Here is a 24,027-nt window from a genome sequence, read left to right as displayed (position 1 = left end):
CCTTAAATTTGCAAAAACGGAACAGAGTATTTAAAAAATGCTGTATGTCTTTTACCAGATAGCTCCAGCATAATAAGCCTGTATCTTACATCATGTATACGCTTCCATTTATAGGCGTAGTCATCCGTACCAACAAAACAGTATTGGGGGAGGATTCAGGCGTGAAAAGAAGATTATCAATATTCATGGTGGCGCTTTTACTATTATCCTTATTCTTGAATGTGCTTGAGGCGGGTATACCGCGGGCCGCAGCGGATGCCGCAGGAGTTCCAATGTACTATGATCCCACAAAAAGTGTGGAGGAGCGCACTGCGGATCTATTATCCCGAATGACGCTGGAAGAGAAGATTGGGCAGATGGTTCAAGCAGAAAGAGCTGCCGTCACACCTGAGGAGGTACAGAAATATGCTCTTGGCTCTGTACTCAGCGGGGGAGGCTCATTCCCTAACGGAAAAGAAAGTGACAGCACTCGCGATAACTGGAGAAGTTTGATTGATAGTTATCAGGATGGTGCATTGTCTACCAGATTAGGCATTCCGCTGCTCTATGGGGTGGATGCGGTGCATGGACATAACAATGTCAAAGGCGCGACGCTTTTTCCGCATAATATTGGTCTAGGGGCTGCTAATGATCCCGCATTGACTGAGCTTATTGGTGCAGCTGCTGCTAAGGAAGTAGCCGCAACAGGAGCGAACTGGACGTTTGCCCCAACGATAGCCTCCCCTCATAATGCAAGATGGGGTAGAACCTATGAAGGTTTTAGTGATAATCAGGATATTTCAGCAGAACTAGGTGCGGCTTATGTGTTTGGTCTGCAAGGACGGACTGCTGCTGCATTGGCAGGGACAGATACAATCACGGCAACTGCAAAACATTATCTAGGTGAAGGTTATACGGATAATGGTGTAAATCAAGGCAACATCACTAAATATACCGAGCAAGAGATCATGGATAAGGATTTGAAAATTTATAAAGCAGCTGTAGACGCAGGGGTGCAGACGGTTATGGCCTCCTATCACAGCATCCAAGGTCTTAAAATGCATGCCCATAAACATTTGCTGACCGATGTTTTGAAGGGTGACAAGAAAAATGGCGGACTTGGCTTTACCGGTTTCGTTATTTCGGATTATAACGCTGTGCAGCAAATCACAGTGGATAGCGAGGGCAAAGCTGTTAGCGGGTTGAAGAACCAGCTAAATGTGTCCGTAAACGCCGGAGTCGATATGTTCATGATGCCGACCGTTTGGAAGGATACGATTAAGTACATCACAGAACTTGTAGGCGAAGGTAAAATCTCTACTGAGCGCATAGATGATGCGGCAGAACGTATCCTGCAGGTCAAAATCGCTTCAGGATTGTTCGAGCATCCCAAAAGCGATCCGGAGCTGTTGAGTGCTTTTGGCTCAGCAGAAAGCCGCAAATTAGCCCGCCAAGCTGTGGCGGAGTCGCTTGTTCTTTTGAAGAATGATGAGGTAAATGGAAGTCCAATTCTATCACAATTAAGCGGGATGGATAAAATATTCGTAGCGGGTAAAAACGCTAATAATATCGGTAACCAAGCCGGCGGCTGGTCGATCACTTGGCAAGGGAAGTCGGGCAATATAACTGAAGGCACGACGATCCTCGAAGGGATAAAGGAGGCTGTTCCTGCTTCTACAACGGTCACATATAACCTTAATGGGCGCGGGGCTGCGGGTTATGATGCGGCGATCGCTGTTATCGGTGAGACACCTTACGCCGAGACCGATGGCGACCGGACCAGCTTGAATCTGGATGAGCAGGATCTGGCAACACTTGCGAATATACGTGCTGCTGATCCTAATATTCCGCTTATCGTCGTATTGGTGTCTGGACGTCCAATGACGATAGCCAGCCAAGTGGAAGATTGGGATGGGCTTGTGGCAGCTTGGCTACCAGGCACAGAGGGTGCTGGAGTAGCTGATGTGTTATTTGGTACTAAGGATTTTGTAGGCAAAAATCCGATTCGTTGGCCATTCACTTTGAACAATTATCCGGCAGACAATAACAGTACAAATGTGTTATTCAAAACGGGATATGGTTTGACCAAAAATGAGAAAACACCAAAGCTTCCAACCGCTCCTGTCGATCCGGAAGCTCCAGAGATTCCTTCTCTGCCGATTCCCGGCAAAATTGAAGCAGAGGATTTTTTGAACAAAAGCGCAGGACTGCAAACTGAAAATACGCAGGATATAGGTGGCGGTCTCAATGTCGGCTATACCTCGGCTGGCCAGTGGCTCGAATATAACGTGAATGTGGCGCAAGCAGGTACGTATCAAGCCGATTTCCGCTATTCCGTTAATAGTGGCACTACAGGCGTCAACATCAAATCAGCAGAGGGAACTAAGCTAGGAACATTAAGCGTGACCTCAACAGGTGGCTGGCAGAATTGGCAGACGAAAGCTGTAGAAAATGTTGTGTTTAAGAAGGCAGGGTTGCAAAAGATCCGTCTGGAATTTACCGGTGGAGATATCAACCTGAACTGGGTAAGCTTCACTCGAACAGGTGATGTGCCTGTAGATCCATCGAATCCCGGAGATGGCGGGGAAAGCACTAAACATGTTATTAAGTCAGATGTAGTTAGCTCCTGGGTATCGAGTGAGCGAGATCCTTCCGATCGGAAGTGGTATTATGCTGACCGTTATCAAGAGGGTGATTTGAAGCTGGAAGAGCAGGCGAAGCTGGATATTGTGGTTCCCGACGTGAAGGCAGGTACAGAGATCCATATTGATCCTGACCGGAAATATCAATCTATTCTAGGGATCGGTACCTCTATGGAGGAATCGACGGTTAATAATCTGGCGAAGATGTCTGCGGCGAAGCAGGAGGAATTGCTGCGGAAAATGATTGATCCTGTATCGGGGATCGGAATGAGTATGCTCAGGTTGACGATTGGGACGGCTGACTTTACAGATAAACAATTTTATACCTACGATGATATGCCTCCAGGACAAACTGACATTAATTTGGAGAATTTCTCCATCCAAAAGGACATTGACTACCATATCATCAGCACGGTTAAAAAAATTCAAAACATCAATCCGGATATTAAGTTTTTTGCCTCACCTTGGAGCCCGCCCGGTTGGATGAAGACTACAGACAGTATGATCAAAGGCCAAGTGAAGGATGAATATCTGCCTGTACTGGCCAAATATTATCTTAAATTCGTACAGGAGTACGAGAAGCTGGGAATTACCTTTGAAGGTCTGACCTTGCAGAATGAACCTTTGCTGGAAATTGAATATCCAAGCACCAAAATGCCGTGGGAGCAAGAAGCGCAGCTGGCTAAACTGCTGCGGAAGGAATTAGATGAACATGGTTTCAAAGACGTGAAGCTGTGGACATTTGATCATAATCCTGGTGACACGATGGCCTATCCAGCACAAATCCTAGGTAATCCTGAATTAGGTGCCTACGATGCGGTGGACGGAACTGCTTTTCATGATTATGGCGGTGACCTTGGTCTGATGACCCAGCTCCATAATCTCTATCCTGACAAAAATGTATATTTGACCGAACGCGCAGTCTGGGGTACCTCAGGCGCAGACCGCATTGCTCAATATTTCCGTAATTGGGCCCGCAGCTATAACTCCTGGGTAGCGATGCTGGACAGTGATATTGCCTCTCATCAGTGGACCGGAACGCCAGACCCAACCCCGATTGTGCAGGATTCGGGAGACCGTAACCATTACTGGCTGCTGCCAGAATATTATCTGATGGGCCAATATACAAAATTCGTTAAACCGGGGTACGTGCGGATTGATAGTGACTACGGCTCAAGCAGTACTGTAACGAACGTAGCTTTTGCTAGTCCAGATGGAAAAGAGATTGTGACGGTAGTAATCAACCAGACGTCGGATCCACAGCCGTTTAAATTGCTAGTGGACGGTGCGCAAATTAGTGCTGTGCTGCCGGCGAAATCAGTGGGCACTTATAGCTGGGAACGTCTGAATGGTATACAGGCGGTGCCGGGTGTAGTGAATGCTGTTGATTTTGAAGAAGCGCAAGGGGTTTACACTGTGAATGAGCAGGGTTATATTGGCGGGTTCTCGCCAGACGCATCGTCCACCTTCGACTATGTGATTGATGTTAAAGAGAGCGGTGAATATTCACTTCAATTTAAGCATGCCGCTCAATTCAGCGATGGCGCCGGAAAATCGGTGGAGATTAGTGAAGATGGTAAGGTCATTGCTACGCTTCCAATTGTGCAGCAGACGGAGAGTCTGACCGATTTTGCAGATTATCAATCCTTGATCTCTCTGAACAAGGGCATTCACAAGCTCACCTTGAAGACGAACGGGAACGGTTATAATATCCGTTCATTAGCTTTACGCCAAGCACCTTCCGGATCACATGAGCTTCCTGCTGTGCTTCAAGGGCAAGACTACACGACAGCTTCAGGTGTATTAGTAACGGGTGGTGCAGTGGGTTATACTGACCCCGGCGATTGGGTGAAGTACAAGATTAATGTACCTGCCAGCGGTACCTACCCACTCCTGATCTCCTATGCTACTAATCAGGATGATGCAGAGCTGGAACTGCTGACGGGAGAGGATGGAGTAACGGTAACGGCAGCTACTTATGCTTTGACGAAGACGGGGGGATGGTCCAATTGGCAAATAGCTAATGGAACGGTAACCTTGCCTGCCGGGGAGCAGACGCTGACCATGAAAGTAAATGGAGCAGGATTTCATCTGCAGTCGCTTACAATCGGCCCCGCGCTTCAATCGGAGACTGCTCTGGTAGAAGGAAATGAGGAGGGTGCAGAAGTTATCGTCAAGCTAGTAAATGACAAATATGCACCTGAACTGGACACCGCTTATTGGTCTATTGAAGGTTACGAAGGTACAGTTGTCAATAGCGTATACCGGGTGGATGATTATACAGCGAAGGTCGTATTAGCGGGTACGCGAATTATTGATTTCGACACGGATCGTATTCTTACGGTTACCGCTGATGTGTATCAGACAGAATCAAATCAGTCTTTTGGCAGCGTACATGTTCTGAAATTGCCTCTTATAGTTACAGCAATCAACGACGAAGAGAGCATCAGTCTTTCTCCGAGCACGCTTCCTTATCAAGTGAACGGGAATGAATTGGTAGTCAGCCTTTCAGGAGGGACATTTAATCCTGATGCCATTCAGAGCATTTCTGTCTCGGGCCCAGGTAAGGATCAGGGGCATGTAAGTATTGGGGCAGCTGCCTTACTTGACCCTACCCATGTGAAGCTGACGCTGGCCTGGAATGATCATACCCCGTATTATAGTGATTTGCAGCTTGCCGTGAATGTACCTGCAAATGCTTATGCCGATTCAAGTGGTGGCGGCGTGCTGCGTGCGGAGGTTAAGCTCTTAGGAACAACTAGTGCTACAGCACCTATAGAAGTCACAAGCTTGAACGCACTGGATCAATTCTACCAGCTGCAAGGGATCACAGTCAGCGGTCAAGGCAGCGGAGCGAAGCTGACCGGCATTGATGCTGGAGACAGCATCGATTACTGGGTAAATGTGCCGCAGGATGGAAACTATGCTTTTACGCTTACCGCGACTTCCGCGAATGGTGCTCCTAAGGGCATTATTTATAAAACGGAGGATGGGAAGACATTAAGAACCGTTGATGTGCCGAATCTTTACTCGCAAACCGTTGGCATACGCACCGTTCTTCAATTGAAGGCGGGTGAACAGAAGCTGCGCCTGCAAGCTGGATCAGCAGGATACGAGCTCAGTGGTATTCAAATAGAACCTTATACTGAAGAAATCATGGATGGCGCTGGTTCTTTAAAGGTGGAAGCCGAGAATTATTACGATGCTACACCCAATGGAATTCAGAGTACCATGACTGGCGGTGTGCTGGACTTTAGAAATGTAGGGTTTACCGTTGCAGGGGGTTCCATGGATTATGTCCTTGATATTACTGAAGCCGGATTTTATAAAATCGTATATCGGTATGCTACAGCACAAGGCGGGGTAAGCACTACGTTATCTGTAAAGGGTACAAAACTCTCAACAGTGCCTATGCCTACTACAGGTGGATGGTCGAATTACACGCTGGCGAGTGGTGTCGTACAACTTGCGCAAGGAAAACAGGTAGTACGGATGAGCTTCAATAATGACGGTGCCAATCTAGATTGGTTTACGCTGGAACGGACGGAAGAAGGAGAGCAGCCGATTCATTCAAAGGTTTCCTTACCCGTTTCTTCTTTGAAACCGGGAGCTTACAGCGGATTACAAACGATCAGCCTTACTACAGCGACATCAGGAGCAGAGATTCATTACACAACCGATGGGTCATTGCCTACAGCAGACAGTCCACTTTATACCGGAACTATTGACGCAGCAGGAGTCACAGTTCTTCGTACGATAGCGGTAAAAGAGGGCATGGAGAACAGTTTTGTAGCTCCATTCACGTATGTGATCAGCGGAGTGGTTGATATGAAAACGGTGTCTGCACCGCAGGCTGATCCTGCCGGGGGAACTTATACAGGGCAGGTTGCCGTGAAGTTAACTACAGCTACAGCTGGAGCGTCTATTCACTACACGTTGGATGGCACTGTACCTACAGCAGCCAGCGAACTGTATAGTGGAGTGATTTATGTAGGCAAGAGCAAGACGATTAAGGCGATTGCTGTAAAAGAGGGCTGGAAGCCAAGTGATATTTCCAGTTTTGAATATATTGTTTCTGCGGATAAACCTGATCCAACACCTACACCAACAGCAACGCCTGAACCAACCCCAAGTCCAACCATTGAACCGACTACTCGGCCAACGACAGCACCAACTTCCGGAAGCGGGGGTACCACAGGTGGTGGCAACAGCGGAACAACAGGGGGGAATTCAAGCGGAAATGCAGGCAGTGTAACCGGCAGCACCATCCTTACAGCAACACCAGTGCTGAACAGTAATACCGGTGCGGCGAGAGCAAGTGTAGACCTGGAGAGCTTGAAAAAGGCTGCTACAGCAGGCTTAAGTGGAGCAACTTCAGCGGTTACTGTTGATATACCGGCAGTAGCTACAGCTAAGGGTTATGAGCTGCAATTGCCAAACGGTATAATCTTTGCAGATGATAAGACTTCATTGGTCGTTAATACTGAATTTGGTGTGCTGGAGCTGCCAGGTAGTCTGCTGAAACAAGCGGCAAAAGAGGCAGGAACCCCTTGGGTAATTACGATAACCAAGGTGGATTCAGATTCTCGTCCAGAATTTAAACTGAGCGTAACTATCAATGGCAAGGAAGCCGTATGGAACAGTCCTGACATGCGGGTTAAGGTGTCCCTACCGTATATTCCACGATCAGAAGAACGTGGTAAAGAAGGACATATAACGATTCATAGTCTGAATCCGTTGGGGATTCTAACGGTTGTTCCAAGTGGCAGATATATCGCTGCTACAGGGATGGTTTCCTTTACAGGAATTCTCTCTGGTACGTACAGTATCACCTTTACGGAGAAGACATTCCGGGATATCGGTAAATTTGAGTGGGCCCGCAATGCGATTGAGGTGCTTGGCTCCAAAGGCATCATCAACGGAATGACAGAGGATCAATTTGTACCTCAAGCGGAAGTGAAGCGGGGAGATTTTGTGCTCCTGCTTATAAAAGCGCTTGGCTTGGAAGGCGTTAGTGCAGAAAGCTTCATAGATGTGCAGCCTGGCGATTACAGATATGAAGCGTTGGCTATAGCGAAGCAGTTGGGGATCGCCACTGGTCGTCCAGATGGAAGCTTTGATCTTAACGCTTCTGTTACACGGCAGGAAATGATGACATTGGCTGCAAAAGCGATTGCAGCAGCCGACAGACAGCTTCCAGCCGGCAACGGAGCTTCAATGACCCGTTTCACGGATAGCCAGCAAGTATCAGCGTTTGCACGTGACAGTGTGGCAGCACTAATACGTGCTGGCCTGATCAAGGGAGACGGCTTGCGGATTCATCCACAAGGTGTTACCACCCGTGCAGAGGCAGCGGTTTTGATCTACAACTTGTACAATCTGTAATACATCAGTTCAGTTGTAAAGATACTTTAAGCTTTTGGGCTGTCGCATCCGTAGATTTTCTACGTTTGCGACAGCCTTTTTTAGGTGTGGTTGTTGGATCTACATTAAGCCCGCACCTCCGCCGCCAATCATAATTATCCCCTGAGGCTTACGGACCCAGTTGACGTTATTTGCAAATATACAACCTTTATCGGGGAAGTTCGGACACCAGTGGCGTTATTCCCTATGAAGAGGTTCATATTTGGGGTTTGGCATGCCAATAACGGCTTTGGGGTCCGTAAGTGAGTAAAATATGGGATTATACTGCCTTTAGGGTCTGCGGTGTCCGATAGCTGCTTTTGTGCGGGCAAATGTGATCTGAGGTAACGAAGGTTGGTGCGGTTGGTGCTTAGACCAAGGTGGAATTTTAAAAAAAGACGCGGACGTCACAGCAGCCATTATCATGACCTACTGGACACCCACGTCTATTGTAAAAAAAGGGATTGAAAATAGGAAAGAGCTTAGAGCTCTCTCCCGAGACTGTCATTAATGGTTAGACAAAAAGTGAACGGCTGATGATAACCAGCAAGATAAAGAGAACCAGGATGGCGCCAGTGCTAGTGAATGGGCCACCTCCACAACATCCATATCCGCCTCTAACTTCTTCGCTCATGTTCATTCCCCTTTCGGTGTGTGTGTTGTACTTGAGTACATCGTATTGTATGTGCGGAGAGTGGGGCGTGTATAGGCCAATGTCGGATTCGTGTACAAAAAAAATCAGCTCCGTGAAAACGGAGCTGATTGTAAGCTATATAAAGTTCAGTTAGGCTTTTTCTAAATCGCGAACACCTGCGTATACAAGATCGAAAAGATCTTCGAGCTGTTCCTCTTCGATACATGAGAAGGCAATACGTAGATCAGTTTCACCCAAAGCAATAGTGCCTAGTCCGTAATTATGAATCAGATGAAGCCGGAGATCTTCAGCCGCAACAGTATGCAGCTTCAGACACATAAAGTAACCGGAGTTAAAGGGATAATACGTCCATACATCCTCGCCGTATTTGCCGCTATCCAGTAGTGCTTTTACTTTATTCGCACGGCCTTTCATGATCTGGAACTTCTCTTCCTTCTGTGCTTCGAATTCCGGCGACTTCAAGGCGTCTAGTACGAAGGTCTGCGAAGGATGCGCACCGCTGGAAATGGTGGCACGGATGATGCCTAGTGTTTTTTGCTCCAATGCTGCCAGCAGGTCTTTGTCCTCCGAGGCATAAGTGATGAAACCGACACGGAAGCCCCAGACAAATTCTTCTTTGGTTGCACCGTCAATCTTGATTGGAAGCACACGAGGATGCAGATGAGCCAGTTTGCCGAACAGCGATTCTTTCAGTGAATCCTCAAAGAATAGCCCGAAGTATGCATCATCACTTACAACAACAACGTTGATGCCTTCCTCAGCCGCACGGAGGATAGCTGCAACGATCTCATCGCCTTCCTTAATCCCTGGAGTATATCCGGTAGGATTGTTAGGGAAGTTCAGCAGTACAATCGCTTTGCCGCGTTCTTTTTGAGCAAGCAGCGCGTCTTCCAGACCTGCACTGTTAAAAGTCATTTCTTCTGTGAACAGCGGATAGTTAACGGTCTCCCCATGGCGGCGGATTCCGAAGGTTAATTCGTAGTTCTCCCAGTTCTTGTCCGGGTAGATAATCGCGTCACCTGGCTCTGCGAAGAGGTCAGCGACAATGCTAAGCCCGTGAGTCAGGGCATTGGTTACAACGGGATTGCTGATGGTTTTACCTTCTAGCGATGGATTTTCGCGCAGCATCTTTTCACGCCATACAGTACGCAGCTCTGGTTTACCTGCCGGAGGGGCGTAACTATAAAGATCCTTAGGACTGTAAGCGGAGAGTTTATCCTGAATGACGCCGAGGTGCATAGGTACGCCACCTTCAGTAGCAATACCGATGGTTGCGTTGTATTTCTTGGCGTGAGCTCCTGCTTCAGCGGATTGGCTCAGGATGCCCTCTTTTGGGAAGTAAATCTCTTTGCCAAGCGTAGAGAGCATATCATACACATGTTCATTTCCTGCTTTGATACTTTCGTTTAATTGTCCAGCTAGTGGATTCATCAGTTTCATCCTTCCAGGGTTCTTTGGGGATAACATACTGTTAACATTGCCTAACATTATATCACCGCCAATTGCAACCGTCACTTGGAAAGATACGATTTTTAAAAAATATCATTCGGCGTGGAAAGGGCAGTATTTTTTCATCATTTCTATCGTTTCTTCATCACGCGGATTATTTCTTTCAGACAGGCCGGAAATGATGCCGGAGCGCTCTTCTTCTTTTAGGTTTTGCCCAAACTTAAACTTCGCAGTGATCTCCTCGGGGGTAATGCGCACAACGGCAACTCCCTTTAGACGGGGACGATATTTAGGGTCCTCTGCATCGATGGAATCATAACCCCCCTCGGGCTGGAGCTTTTTCATAAATAAGGAGAGTACACTGGCTTTTTCACTAATGTCTTCAACAGGTTCGGCTTTGCCGTAGGCGGTCACACTTTTAAAATAGGCGGTTGCTGGGCAGGCCAGCTCGGGATCGCTAAAATAAGACGGGATAAGAGCATACTCATCCGCTACCGTAAAGCAGACCTGCTGCTGATTGCGGATCGACTTCATTTTGCTACCAGCATGACTGCCGTGGAAATAGAAACAACCATCTGTATATACAAAATTCAACGGTGTCACCCGCGGTTGCCCCTGCTCATCGCTTGTTCCGAGAAAACCAAAACTCATTCCGTTTAGAAAAGAGACCAATTCTTCCTCCTGATCTACTTTAAATTCTTTTCTGCGCATAGGGATCACGTCCTCTTTCTTTTTTAGTCTAGAGCTTCTGCACCAATGTAAATGTTCTTTAAAGAATAGTAGAGTGGTTGACAATTAAAAAGGACCAATTAAGATAGTTTTTAATGGACCACTTGCTGGTCAAGGAGGATAACGATGAATATCACGCTGGCATACGATCAATATCTGGCGATACACCGCTACAAATATTTAGCGTTATATCACGCGCTTCGCGCAGGAATATTGGAAGGAACACTTCCGGGAGGCACTCCGCTGCCGTCTACACGAAGTCTTGCTAAGCACTATGAGCTGTCACGCGGATCGGTCTCGCAGGTGTATGAAATGTTGCTCGCTGATGGTTATGTAAGGACTGAAACGGGGCGGGGGACATTCGTATCGGAAGATAGCTTTGCTTCAGCTACCAGTGGCAGTGACGGTGAGAATCGGGCTCTGAGTGAAGTCGCAGATGCTGCTAGAGGAGATTGTGCAAGCGAGACTACGATTCCAATCTCGGCATGGGGAAAGCGGCTGCTCGCGCGCCCGATACCCTTTTATGAAAAGAGTAACAAGAAAGTAGTGAGCTTCCAGAGTAGTGGTATGCGGATGGAACATTTTCCATACTCCGAATGGCGTAGTGCGCTCTCTTATGCCGGAGGGAAGGAAGGTGGATTGCTGCAAAGCACTTGTCCACCTCAAGGCGATGAAGGACTTCGGAAAGCTATCGCTGCACATCTGCGGATTACCCGCGGGATTCGCGCGGATGCAGAGCATATCGTATTGTTCAGCGGCTCGATGCAAGGCATCGTTATTTTGACGCAGCTGCTGCTGGATGCAGAAGGTTCAGCGGTCGTTGAGAACCCGGGCTTTCACGGGATTCGCCGAGCCGTAGAGATCACCGGAGGCCGATTGCTGGCAGGGGAGCTGGATGGCAACGGTCTTATTCCGGAGGATTGGGATGCCCGGCTGTTGTTTGTTACGCCGAGCCGTCAATTTCCTACGGGTGTGGTACTGCCTTTGGAACGACGCCGAACCTTGTTGGAATGGGCGCAGCGGCATCATGCAGTAATCATTGAAGATGATTATGACAGTGAGTTCCGTTGGGCTGGGCGTCCTATCGAGCCCTTAAAAGCACTGGATCGTGAAGAGCGGGTCGTATATGTGGGCTCCTTTTCAAACACGATGTTTTCAGGCCTGCGGCTCGGCTTTGCAGTGCTTCCGCCCCCTTTAGTAAAGCCGACTATCGCCGCCAAGGCACTATATGAGCCCTTGCCGGTAGGGCTGCTGGAGCAGCGAGCCTTGGCGCGGTTCATGAATACAGGCGGCTATGGCCGTCATCTGCGCCGGATGACACGCATCTATGGTGAACGCGGACGCATCCTCAGGACGCTGCTGTCGGAACGGCTTAAGGAGCTCTTCGAGCTGCTGCCTGGTGATGCGGGCTTGCATGTATATGCCCGCTGGCTGCGCAGCAGCGAAGAGTTTGTTGCTTTCCGAGCGGCAGCGCTTAGGCGCGGCACGGATTTTAGAGATGCCGCGTTATATCAGCTATCACCGGGAGCGCCGGCCGCTTGTTTTTCTTTTGCCCATCTGAATGCCGCGGAGCTGGAGGAAGGGATAACAAGCCTGCATCTGGCGTGGGAAGATGTACAAAATGCAACATGACAAGGTATGATAAAGAAGATGAAATGCAAAACTAAGCGAATGCTTACGTATTTTGACGAAGAAACTCGGAGTAGATTAAGCTAAACAAAACTATATAGACACTGCGAAGTCAGAAAGAGCAGATTTGCTGAGAATACTAAGCGGATGCTTACGAGACAAGTTTTGCTAACAAAACAAAGCGGATGCTTACGAAGCAAGTTTTGCGAAGTAGTTCAAAGTAGGTTATGCTAACAAAACTTTTAGGAGGGAACGTTATGCTGCATGCATCGCCGTCCTCTTTTGTTATTTTGCCGGCTCTGGCTAAGATTGTATGCGAGCCGGGCTGGAAATGGCAAAAAAGAGAGAAGTCGCTGCAAAATTATGATTTATTTTATGTATGGAGCGGGGAAGGGACGGTTGTGCGTAACGATGAACCCTTTCAAGTAGGCAAGGGAAGCTGCTTCCTTTTTCGTCCGGGTGACCATACAAGTGCTACACATAATCCGCAAAAGCCACTTGTACTTACATATATTCATTTTGATGTCTCCGAAGAGGTGACGGATATTCCGCTGCCCTATCGTGAGCTTACAGAAACCGTTGAATTTGAACATCTGCTTGCTCGGTACGTTCGACTATTTCTGGTGGATACTTACGCCGCTGAGGAAGAAGGGCAGCTTGTACTGAAGCAGCTGATGATTCATCTGCTGAGGGAGGACCGTGTGAAGCCAGTAGAACGTTATGTTAGCAACCATTTGACAGAAATCATTCACGAAATAGCGAACTATGTGAGCCAGCATCCGGGGATTGCACACCGTGTAGAGGATCTTGCTGCTCGTGCGGGGCTTTCACCGCGGTATTTTTCAATTAAGTTCAAGGAGCTTACGGGTTCTTCTGTGCAGTCTTATGTCATCCGAGCCCGGATTGAGCGTGCTCAGCATTTACTGCTGTACGCGGGAATGAATGTTACTGAGGTAGCAGATGCGCTTGGGTATCGTGACATTTTCTTTTTCAGCCGCCAGTTCAAGCAATATACCGGAAAAAGTCCATCTGAGATCCGCTGATTCACTTTTGTTGTTTCAGTTTGTTCAACCAAGGGTAAATACTTTGCAGTTTAGTTTACAGAGAATTTACATAACTTCTTGGAAGGAGACTCTTGGCATGATCATCAGACGCAGAATTTGCAACACGGATTGTAAGAGTGGAGGCGGAGGTATTTTTAGAAACCGCTTAAAACGGTTAAAGCAGGCGAATGCTTTTGTCGTGGATAGCTGGTTCTAAACTGAACAAGCAAGCATAGAATCGCCTGATATGACTAAAAATATAAATAGCCGGGGCCGTGAGGCATCCGGTTTTTTTGTGTTGTTAGAAAATGATATATATAATGAACTTAAGTCGAAGATTAGAGTAACTGATGGGCATTTCATCGTGCCTCACGTTGTATTTTGTACAATAGATTGACTCTAATAGCAGTCGAATTTGAATTCTGAAGCACATCTTACATTCAAATTCAGGAGAAACAGCCTTTCTAGAGATTATCACGATAATCTATTGCACGAAGTACAATGTAATGTATCTTCAAGTGAAAGTTAAGATTTTCTGTTGCACATTCTGCAATGAAGCGTACGCTCATTTACCGCAATATCCACACACCATTCACGCTCCATGCACGCCTCATTCACGTACCTTTGAGGATGTTTAATTGGCCTAACTATGAGGTAGCGGTAGATATTTATTTCTACGATTGGGTTATTACTAAGGTGAGAGCTTTCTGCGATACGTTTCGCATAATGTTGTTCGTCGGTAGAATATATAAGGTTCATAGTTGGAAGGAGAGAGAGAAAATGTACGAAATCGTACTTATACGTCATGGTGAGAGCCAGTACAATGTACAGAATTTGTTCACAGGCTGGAGTGACCCGGATTTAACTGAGAAGGGTATCCAAGAGGCAAAGACTGCTGGTAAGCTGTTGAAGGACGCTGGGTATACATTTGATCTGGCTTTTGCTTCGGTACTCAGACGCTCGATTAAAACTCTTAACTATGTACTGGATGAGATGGATTTGCTGTGGATTCCCGTGCAAAAGTCTTGGAAATTGAATGAACGCCATTACGGGGCATTGCAGGGATTAAGTAAAAGCGAGACAGCACTAAAATATGGAGATGAGCAGCTGCATATCTGGCGGCGGAGTTTATCGGTGAGACCCCCGTTGCTGGAGCTTGATGATCCTAGGTATGCCAGAAACGATATTCGCTACAGCAGTGTTCGTCCGGGAGATATCCCGCGTGGAGAGAGCCTGGAGGACACTGTACATCGTGTAGGCGATTTCTGGGGAAACCGGATCGTACCTCTTTTGCGTAAAAAAGAACGGGTGCTTATCTCAGCCCACGGCAATACGCTGCGTGCATTGATTAAATTTATGGAGGATATTGATGAAGCGGCATTACTGGAGCTCAATATTCCTACAGGAGTACCGCTCGTGTACAAACTGGATGAGGACATGAATCCTATCAGTCGCTTTTATCTAGGAGATCCGGAACAGGTAGCGGCCAAGGCGCTTGATGTTGCTAAGCAGGGACATGTGTAATTGGCGTGTAGTAAGCGTATAGGCGTACCAGGTGTATTGAGTATGACGGATGTACAGTAATAAGCAAAACGGGGCGTAAAGGTTAAATAAGCGCATCAGGTGTAATAGGTTATATAAGCGTAACAGGCGTATTAGGTGTAATAAGCATATTAGGGCGTAGCAGGTTGAATAAGCATAACAGGTTTAATAGGTTAAATAGGCGCAACAGGCGTAATAGGTGGGTTACATGAAAAGATAAAAGGACAGCCTTGGGGCTGTCCTTTTTGTTATTAGTGTGTTTGTGACCAATCAAATGTGCGAAAATGGCGCGTTTAAGGTCAGTTGGGTCCGATGGCGATGAATGCTAACCTTCCACCAACTTTCCGTTGATTCTCGACCAACGCTCGACCAGCCCTCCACTACCGCTCGACCAGCCCTCCACTACCGCTCGACCAGCCCTCAACTAACACTCGACCAACCTCCACCAACGCTCTGCAAATGCTTACGGACTCAGCCGTCGCTATTTGCCCATTTATCGCTATTTGAGCGGAGTTTCGGACTCCAGCGTCGCTATTGCCCAAGAATCGACTCTAATATGGCGTTTTTCATGCCAATAGCTGCGGTGGAGTCCGATAGAATCGCAAATGTGTCAAAAATCCGCGTATAAGGTCAGCTGGGTCCGATAGCGCTGAGGCTAACCTTTCCCCAACTTTCCGTTGATTCTCGACCAACTCTCGACCACCTTCCACCAGCTCTCGACTAGCCCTCAACTAAATTTCGACCAACCTCCACCAACGCTCTGCAAATGCTTACGGACTCAGCCGCCGCTATTTGCCCATTTATCGCTATTTGAGCGGAGTTTCGGACTCCAGCGTCGCTATTGCCCAAGAATCGACTCTAATATGGCGTTTTTCATGCCAATAGCTGCGGTGGAGTCCGATAGAATCGCAAATGTGTCAAAAATCCGCGTATAAGGTCAGCTGGGTCCGATAGCGGCGAGCGCACACCTTCCACCAGCTCTCGACCAGCCCTCAACCAGCCCTCAACCAGCCCTCAACTAACACTCGACTAGCCTACACTAACACTCGACCAACCTCCACCTACGCTCTGCAAATGCTTACGGACTCAGCAGCCGCTATTTGCCCATTTATCGCCATTTGAGCGGAGTTTCGGACTCCAGCGTCGCTATTGCCCAAGAATCGACTCTAATATGGCGTTTTTCATGCCAATAGCTGCGGTGGAGTCCGATAGAATTGCAAATGTGTGAAAAAGCCGCGTATAAGGTCATCTGGGTCCGATAGCGCTGAGGCTAACCTTTCACCAACTTTCCGTTGATTCTCGACCAACGCTCGACCAGCCCTCAACTTACTCTCGGCCAGCCCTTAACTAACTTTCGACCAACCTCGACCAACGCTCTGCAAATGCTTACGGACTCAGCCGCCGCTATTGCCTAAGATCTCGCACAAATAGGGTGTTTTTCATGCCAATAGCTGCGGTGGAGTCCGATAGAATCGCAAATATGTCAAAAATCCGCGTATAAGGTCAGCTGGGTCCGATAGCTAACGATAGGTATACGATAGCTAACGATAGCTAGAGCGTTCGCGTCCGCAACTGTGCTCCACACGAAGTCCCAAAAATTAGAGGGCACCCCAGCAGCCATTTCATGGCTTTTGAGGCACCCTCTAATTTTTCTGGGAATTCGCCTAAATCTCCCTACAAAGGTCGATGCAACATTCCCAGTAGTTCGCCCATTTTTACCTTTGAGTTGACCTCAAGCTTGGGTCTCGGGGTAAAGGTACCGCTTTCCGTGAGCAGCACTACGGTGGAGCCAAACTCAAAATAAGCCAGATCATCGCCTATTTGCCACTCGGCAGCGGTATCATCCGTATAACGAATACTGCTGACGTTCATTGCGCCTACCTTTACTACCGCGGTTTCTCCGTGACTCCCGGCAATATACGTAATGAGACGTTCGTTGCGGTTCAGGACACCCTTCATATGTCGCATTCCGAAATCGTTGACAGGATAGGCCCGTCCGCGAATATAATCGCTCTCCACCTTTTGTCCGGTAAGGGGAGAGTGAATCCGGTGATAATCGGTAGGACTCAAATAAAGAACGAAGAAAAAACCCTTCTTGTACAGCTCCAGATGCGGGGAGTGATTAAGGAGATCCTCGATCTTATAATCCTGCCCTTTTACATTCATAATCGTACCGGCGTTAATGTCACCCATAGCAGTAATCGTTGCGTCTACGGGACTAACCAAAGCGTCAGCGTCGGTTGCAATAGGCCGCATGCCCGGCTTCAGCCGGCGGCTGAAAAACTCATTAAGAGTGAGATATTCTCCAGGATTTTTCTCCGCTTGAGCGGAGGGGATTTGATAAGTCTTAATAAATGCCGGGATAAGAAAACGGCTGATTCTACTATGAGAAAAAGATCCCATTAACCGTGAAAGCCACCGGTGTGAGGATAGCTCGGTCATCAGCCGTAGCAATTGTTTTACCATGCCCATCTCCCTTCCATAATGCAGCAGTACGGTTGTATACGGGTCGTCTCTGCTCTGCATTATATTGACATAGAATAGGAGACAAATCAATAACTGTTATATACCGTACTGTTCGTTTCTATTAAAAAACGCGCATATCCCATAGGTCTGCGATAGCTGTCTTTCCAAATTTCCGTAAGGCCGGCTTTATGAAATCCGTAGCGTTGGTCGCGACCGTTACATTCTATGAAGAAGAGTCGTCCGTCCTTAGTAATGCCTATATCCAGTCCGATATCGGCCAGTCCGGGAAGGTGTTGCTCCAGACACCGCGCGATTGCAAGGCTAAGTATTTCGACAGACATACGGATGTGGGCCGCTGTGGATCTTGAAAAGGCTTTTTCGAGCGCCAGGGAGGAGCTTAACGCTTCTCCTCCGCGGGCTATATTGGAGACAAAGCCCCCTGGGGCAGCCAGTTTGGCGAAGAGCCCAGTGACCTGCCAATCTCCTCCCCAGCCGCGCTGAACGGTGACGCGTAGATCAAAGGGACGTCCTCCAATCTCAGCAAGGGGAATACGTTCTTGTACAAGATAAGGCACGGAGGTTAGGCGTGCGCGGAGCGCTTGTGGCAACGCCGCCGGATTAACGGGAATACTTCTCCAGCGCTGCATCGAAGGGGAGAGGTAGCTCAAGGTCCAACGCTGAGCTCCCTTGCGGACCAGCCGCATGACCCCATTCCCTATACTTCCACGGCAAGGTTTAAGAATGAGATCGGGATAAAGATTCATCATTTCTTTTAGGCCTGAGACTCTCGTTGTTACGGGTAAATATTCGCGAAGCTCCGTATTTTTTTCAAGCAGCTGATGGATCTCATCTTTGCCGTATCGATTACATGTATTGAAAATCAGGGGATAGTGCTTCAGCAGACGCTGCATCCCCGGGCTGTTTTTGCTGTATATTGCCCGGTTATGGATAACAGCAGGCGTAGGAACAACTACGCTTTTATATCCATTAACTCCCTTTATATAGGCGGCACTAAAGCCTGTGTCCGTATCGATGTCCGCGAGCTTCAGGAAGCAAGGGACTAAACCGTATGCCGCCGCGGCCTCTTCATAGTTGGATAGAGACTCCTGTCCTGTTTTTAGCCGGGGAACGCCCCGGTGCATATCGGCATTTAGTAATATTCCAACGAGCTTATGCCCCATGTTTGTTCCTCCTGTTTCATCGGTTACATGATCCCTGCTTTTTCTACTCTTGTCATAGTATGTTTGTACCCGCGTGTCAGGGTGGACGAATGCGCGAAGGCAGATGCCTTTTTTTATACATAATCTTATGAAGGCCTCATCGCAAAAGGGTGTCATAAGCCCATACCGCTGCATATGATGCCTAGGAGAAACATTAGATGGAAGGAGGAGACTGCTTGTGAGGGGTTCCAAAAAAAAGCAGCCGCGCAGTCCACAGAAACGACTCTATTTTGTAGATAATCCCAATAAAGAGGAACTGAGTATGCTGGATACCAAAAGCAGCTCTAGAAGCTCGGGGAATAACAGTGACGGAGTCAGTGAAGCAGAGATCGCGGAAGTTCAGGTAAGTGGGGGAGCAATAGCTGAAGTCGTTCTAGAGGAGCCAACTTCTGCTCCAGTTCTACAATTGGAGCCGGAGCTTATAGAGGAAGCGCAGCTTCAGAAACAGGCGGATAATCTTCCTGAAACCGTATGGTTCGCTCCTCCAGAGAAAGAACGTTTTCAGCCCGTTTATACAGATGATCTTTCGGATGCAGCGGTGACCGGAGCCAAAATCGCTCCACGTACCATTGACGGTTCTAAGCTAAAGTTCGGCATTATTGGTACACCTTGGCTGCAAGATTACGCTGTACAGAGTATCAATATCGCGGACAAGGCAGTCACTTCTGCAAAAATCGCACCAGAATCGATAGTGGGCGAGCATTTAGCAGAAGGAAGCGTTAGTGGCGGTAAGCTGCTGGATCATTCGATCAGTGGAGAGAAGCTGAAAAATGGCAGTATTAGTCCAGAGAAGCTGGCTGATCGGATTATAGGCGGCGGTCAAATTGCAGATAAAGCTATTGAGAGCCGCCATTTAAGCGATTTGATTATTACTGCGGATTTACTGGAAGATGGAGCCGTTACTAGTGACAAAATAGGAAGCAGCAGCATCACAAGCCGCCACCTAGCAAACGGAAGTGTTGACCGTTCCAAGCTGGCCGATGCAGCGGTATCTGGCGATAAAATAGCTGATGGTGAAATCAGCAGTTCAAAGCTAGCGGATGCTGTCATTGAAGGCCGCCATCTTAGCGACGCTTTGATAACCGCCAGACATCTGGCCCCGGGAGCGATTGGTTCTGATCAGCTTGCCAGCAAATTGATCGGTAAGGAACAGCTGCAGACGGGTATTATCGAAGGCGGGCATTTAGCTGATGGAGCTATAGGTTCTAAGCAACTTGGTGCAGATGTCGTAAGAAGCGTACATTTAAGCCCAGAAAGTGTGAATGGTAATCATATCGGTGATGGCGAAATATCAAGTCGGCATTTGGCTGACCGCAGCATCTCTTTTTTAAAGCTGGCTGAGGGTGCAGTAGGGACTGCGCAGTTAGTGGAGCAAGCGGTAACCTCGTCCAAAATTGCTGACCAAAGCATTCTCCCACATAAGCTGGCAGACGAAGCAGTGACCACAAGACATATTGCTAAATCCGCCATTCGCGGACCGCAAATTGCTATGCAAGCCATAACTTCTATTCATCTGGAACGCGAAGCAGTGAATCATTCGCATATAGCTGCGGAAGCGGTCGGCTCGGAGCAGCTCAAGGAAGAAGCTATTCAGACTCAACATTTATCTTCCGGTGCTGTGACTGGAGAACAGCTGGCTTCAGAATCTGTGGGTGGGGAGCATCTTCGTGCACAGAGCGTTACTTCAGCCAAGTTGGCAGATGGAAGTGTAAATGCAGCTAAGCTGGCAGCAGGTGCAGTGATTGGCAGCACGATTGCGCGTGAAGTAGTCAGTGGCGAACATATCGCTTTTTGTACAGTGGAGGAAAAGCATCTGGCGGATGCCAGTGTGAGCGGCCGTGTATTGCAGGATGCTGTGGTAAATAAGGATCATTTGGCCACGGGAGCCGTGGAACGAAGACATCTTGGTGAAAATAGTGTGACTTCCGCTGCGATTCAGTCGGGCTCAGTTTCAGGAGATAAGCTGGCTTCCGCTGCGGTGAGAGAAATTCACCTGGCAGCAGGAGCCGTGCAGCCTCATCATCTGGCCGATCATGCAGTGACCTCGTTGAAGCTTTCACCGGAAAGTGTCTCAACGGATAAAATCAGTGATTTAGCAGTCACTTCGGCTAAGCTTGCAGACGGCAGCATAGAATCCAGTAAACTGGCGGCGTCAGCAGTTCAAGCGGAGCATTTGTCGGTAAATGCTGTGAGTTCGAAAACCATAAGCGAAAGTGCTGTTCAAAGTAGACATTTGAATCCCGGCAGTGTCAGTGGGGCGCATATCCGGCCGTTGTCTATCGGGAATGGTCATATCCTTCCGAATTCTATTTCTGCAGTTCAAATCCAAGAGGGCAGTATTAATAGCTCTAAGCTGGTAAAAGGTGCCGTGGATTCTCAGCATCTTTCACCTGGTAGTGTAGACGGCAGCCATCTGTGTATCGATACCATTGAAGGCCGTCATATCCTACCGGGTGAGATCACGCTGGCTCATCTGGCGGAAGAGGTACGTAGCTCTGAGTTGCTGCCAGACGGCTGCATAACTGGGGAGAAGCTGGCAGAAGGATCGGTAGATTCCAACCATCTCCTGCCTGGAAGTGTGAACGGAAGTCATTTGAACTCGGGTTCTGTAGAAGGTCGACATATCCTACCGGGTGAGGTCACGCTTGCTCATCTGGCTGCAGATGCATATACCTCCGACTTGCTGCCTGAAGGCAGTATTACCGGGAAGAAGCTGGCGGGAGCATCCGTAGATTCTATTCATTTAGTGTTTGGAAGTGTGGAAGGCGGACATCTGAGTTCAGGTTCCGTCGAAGGACGTCATATTGGAAAAGGTGAGATTACCTTAGCTCATCTTGCCGATGAAACCCGAAGCGCTGATCTGCTGCCAGACGGTAGCATTACTAGAGAGAAGCTGGCGGAAGAATCCGTAAGTTCTATACATCTAGTGCCTGGCAGTGTGGATGGCAGCCATTTAGGCCCAGACACAGTTGAAGGACGTCATATCCGATACGGTGAGATCACGCTGGCTCATTTGGCAAAAGAAACACGCAGCTCCAAATTGCTGCCAGACGGTAGTATTTCTGGAGTAAAGCTGGCACATGCTTCCGTAAATTCAAATCATCTAGTACCTGGCAGTGTGGAAGGCGTTCATCTAAGTTCAGGTTCTGTCGAAGGGCGCCATATTGGAAAAGGTGAGATTACGTTAGCTCATCTGGCCGAAGAAACACGTAGCGCTGACTTGCTGCCAGACGGTAGCATCACTCGGGAGAAGTTGGCGGAAGAATCCGTAAATTCTAATCATCTGGTGCCTGGAAGCGTAGATGGCAGTCATTTGAGTCCAGACACAATAGAAGGACGTCATATCCGATATGGTGAGATCACGCTGGCTCATTTGGCCGAAGAAACACGCAGCTCCAATTTGCTGCCAGACGGTAGCATTACTGGGGAGAAACTGGCGGAAGCATCCATAAATTCAAATCACATTGTACCTGAAAGCGTGGAGGGAACTCATCTGAGTCCGTCTGCAATAGAAGGACGCCATATTGGAAAAGGTGAGATCAAGCTAGCGCATCTGGCGGATGAGGTACGCAGCTCCGAGCTGCTGCCAGACGGAAGCATTACTGGGGAGAAGCTGGCGGAAGCCTCCGTAGAAGCAATTCATCTAGTGCCTGGAAGTGTGGATAGAACTCATCTGAGTCCGTCTGCAGTAGAAGGTCTCCATATTGGAAAAGGTGAGATCAAGCTAGCACATCTAGCGGATGAGGTACGCAGCACCGAGTTACTGCCGGATGGCAGCATTACCGGTAAAAAGTTGGAGGGTGGATCTATTACTGCCTACCACTTGGCTCCTGGCAGTGTCTATGGGGGACACTTAGGGGGGAATGCGGTAGATAGCCGCCATATCCGTGCTGGAAGCATTACTCTGAATCATTTGGCAGAAGAAGTGCGCAGCGCTGATTTATTGCCGGAAGGCAGTATTACAGGCGAGAAGATTGAAGTTGCGACGATTCAGTCTTTCCATTTAGCCCAAGGCAGCGTCTCTGGAGGTCATTTGGCCGGGGATGCGGTGGATGGCCGCCATATTCGATCGGACAGCATCACCCTAAAGCATTTGGCAGAAGAGGTACGCAGTGCGGATTTGTTGCCGGATGGCAGCATTACGGAAGAAAAACTCGCTGAAGGCTCCGTGAGTTCTTCACATTTACAACCATGGAGTGTTTACGGAGAGCATCTTGCTGACAAGATCGTGGCAGATCGGCATTTGCAGCCTGGCATCATCAAATTAGAGCATCTTGCGGATGAAACACGCAGCTCAGCCCTGCTCCCGGATGGCAGTATCAACGGAGCTAAGCTGAAGGAAGGCAGTATCGAGTCCGCTCATCTGACAGAAGGTGCAGTAGGGACAACAGAGCTTCAGGATGAAGCGGTAGTAGCATCCAAAATCTCTTCGTTTGCGATTCAAGCCCGCCATCTGGAAGAAGAGAGTGTTCAGGAATATCATATTTCCCCAGGTGCAGTAAACGGGACTCATCTGGCACCGAACTCTGTAAATACAGATCATCTGTCCTTCAGTCCGATTCAGACAGCTGGGAAGCGAGAAGCACTACAGCAGTTTGGAATGACAGCATTTATGTTCAATGGGGATGCAGAGAGTGTAGAGGTAACCGTATCGTTTGATGAGAGCTTTGGGCATACGGGTTATGTGCTTGTTGCCATGACCAATCAGCCTTACTTCTATGCTTCCTTAAAGAGCAGAGCCAATGGAGAAGCAGTGATTCAAGTGGTGCGGTTGCGCGAAACTCCGCATTTCTATGGGGTTATCTCTTGGATTGCTATAGGTGCTCCCTTAGCTAAACCGGCAGCAGATGATCGTGTATTTGATTGAACCTTAAGCAATTCCTCTTAAAAACAGCAGAGCAGCGAATCTCCTTATTGGAGATCGCTGCTCTGTTTTTTTGGTGGGGAACGGTACTTGTCAGCATCGCCGGGTTTAATCAATCGCTGTGGCTGCGGTTCTGTCCGATAGCCTGGTAGTCTAACATCCGCTGCCACTACGGACCCAGATGGCGTTATTTGCAGGTTTATCGTTTTTTGAGGCTGGTTTCGGACTCTAGTGACGCTATTGTATAGAAAAAGAGCCTTATTGGGTTCTTTTCATGCCAATAGCTGCTATGGAGTCCGTTAATAACCTAAAAGTGTGATAATGCGGCGAATAGGAGCAACTGTGTCCGATAGCGCTGAAGTATAATCATCCGCTGCAGATTCGGTTGTGTCCGATAGTGCAAAAG

10 protein-coding genes are annotated in these 24,027 nt (G+C 48.2%); 5 read left to right on the top strand and 5 right to left on the bottom strand.

Translation table 11 applies throughout. The features are described from left to right. Positions 1 to 161 precede the first annotated feature (161 nt). Positions 162 to 8,006: a glycoside hydrolase family 3 N-terminal domain-containing protein gene (locus tag NST58_RS27265; RefSeq protein WP_339244831.1), complete on the top strand. Its 7,845-nt coding sequence runs from the start codon at positions 162 to 164 to the stop codon at positions 8,004 to 8,006. A gap of 532 nt (positions 8,007 to 8,538) precedes the next feature. On the opposite strand, the gene NST58_RS27260 is transcribed toward NST58_RS27265, so the two are convergent. The 3 genes from NST58_RS27260 to NST58_RS27250 all read right to left on the bottom strand — a co-directional run bounded on the left by NST58_RS27260 (position 8,539) and on the right by NST58_RS27250 (position 10,839). Next, positions 8,539 to 8,658 (bottom strand): YjcZ family sporulation protein, encoded by a 120-nt coding sequence (locus NST58_RS27260; RefSeq protein ID WP_212592220.1) that lies wholly within the window; start codon positions 8,656 to 8,658, stop codon positions 8,539 to 8,541. A gap of 150 nt (positions 8,659 to 8,808) precedes the next feature. After that, a complete protein-coding gene (locus NST58_RS27255; protein ID WP_036679816.1) occupies positions 8,809 to 10,110 on the bottom strand; it encodes an aminotransferase class I/II-fold pyridoxal phosphate-dependent enzyme in 1,302 nt (433 codons plus the stop codon). Positions 10,111 to 10,221: 111 nt separating this feature from the next. After that, a complete protein-coding gene (locus NST58_RS27250; protein ID WP_339244829.1) occupies positions 10,222 to 10,839 on the bottom strand; it encodes a pyridoxamine 5'-phosphate oxidase family protein in 618 nt (205 codons plus the stop codon). Positions 10,840 to 10,983: 144 nt separating this feature from the next. Between NST58_RS27250 and NST58_RS27245 the strand changes: the two genes are divergently transcribed. The 3 genes from NST58_RS27245 (at position 10,984) to gpmA (ending at position 15,053) form a co-directional block, all read left to right on the top strand. Beyond that, on the top strand, positions 10,984 to 12,489 hold the full coding sequence (locus NST58_RS27245; protein ID WP_339244826.1) for a PLP-dependent aminotransferase family protein: 1,506 nt from the start codon (positions 10,984 to 10,986) through the stop codon (positions 12,487 to 12,489). A gap of 254 nt (positions 12,490 to 12,743) precedes the next feature. Continuing rightward, on the top strand, positions 12,744 to 13,529 hold the full coding sequence (locus tag NST58_RS27240) for an AraC family transcriptional regulator (RefSeq protein WP_036679782.1): 786 nt from the start codon (positions 12,744 to 12,746) through the stop codon (positions 13,527 to 13,529). A gap of 780 nt (positions 13,530 to 14,309) precedes the next feature. Then, positions 14,310 to 15,053 carry a 2,3-diphosphoglycerate-dependent phosphoglycerate mutase gene (gpmA, locus tag NST58_RS27235; RefSeq protein WP_076141983.1) on the top strand — a complete coding sequence of 248 codons (744 nt, stop codon included), beginning with the start codon at positions 14,310 to 14,312 and terminating at the stop codon, positions 15,051 to 15,053. Positions 15,054 to 16,745: 1,692 nt separating this feature from the next. Here the strand turns inward: gpmA and asd are convergent. Both asd and NST58_RS27225 read right to left on the bottom strand, forming a co-directional pair. Beyond that, positions 16,746 to 17,537: an archaetidylserine decarboxylase gene (asd, locus tag NST58_RS27230; protein WP_076195251.1), complete on the bottom strand. Its 792-nt coding sequence runs from the start codon at positions 17,535 to 17,537 to the stop codon at positions 16,746 to 16,748. An 86-nt stretch (positions 17,538 to 17,623) separates the two neighbouring features. Continuing rightward, positions 17,624 to 18,718, bottom strand: a complete 1,095-nt coding sequence (locus NST58_RS27225; protein ID WP_339244823.1) for a YheC/YheD family protein — start codon at positions 18,716 to 18,718, stop codon at positions 17,624 to 17,626. 217 nt (positions 18,719 to 18,935) lie between these two features. On the opposite strand from NST58_RS27225, the gene NST58_RS27220 reads away from it, so the two are divergent. After that, positions 18,936 to 23,624: a WIAG-tail domain gene (locus NST58_RS27220; RefSeq protein WP_339244820.1), complete on the top strand. Its 4,689-nt coding sequence runs from the start codon at positions 18,936 to 18,938 to the stop codon at positions 23,622 to 23,624. The last annotated feature ends 403 nt before the right edge of the window (positions 23,625 to 24,027 follow it).

Origin of the sequence: Paenibacillus sp. FSL R10-2796, assembly GCF_037965315.1 — a bacterium.
GTDB lineage: Bacteria > Bacillota > Bacilli > Paenibacillales > Paenibacillaceae > Paenibacillus_AQ > Paenibacillus_AQ odorifer.
The sequence above is the reverse complement of the archived record's forward strand: the minus strand, read 5'-3'. Positions and strand labels throughout refer to the sequence as shown.

Coding starts and splice junctions, on each gene's coding strand:
- NST58_RS27250 (WP_339244829.1), bottom strand. CDS start 10,839: ATGCGCAGAAAAGAATTTAAAGTAGATCAGGAGGAAGAATTGGTCTCT.
- NST58_RS27255 (WP_036679816.1), bottom strand. CDS start 10,110: ATGAATCCACTAGCTGGACAATTAAACGAAAGTATCAAAGCAGGAAAT.
- NST58_RS27245 (WP_339244826.1), top strand. CDS start 10,984: ATGAATATCACGCTGGCATACGATCAATATCTGGCGATACACCGCTAC.
- NST58_RS27225 (WP_339244823.1), bottom strand. CDS start 18,718: ATGGGGCATAAGCTCGTTGGAATATTACTAAATGCCGATATGCACCGG.
- NST58_RS27240 (WP_036679782.1), top strand. CDS start 12,744: ATGCTGCATGCATCGCCGTCCTCTTTTGTTATTTTGCCGGCTCTGGCT.
- asd (WP_076195251.1), bottom strand. CDS start 17,537: ATGGTAAAACAATTGCTACGGCTGATGACCGAGCTATCCTCACACCGG.
- NST58_RS27260 (WP_212592220.1), bottom strand. CDS start 8,658: ATGAGCGAAGAAGTTAGAGGCGGATATGGATGTTGTGGAGGTGGCCCA.
- gpmA (WP_076141983.1), top strand. CDS start 14,310: ATGTACGAAATCGTACTTATACGTCATGGTGAGAGCCAGTACAATGTA.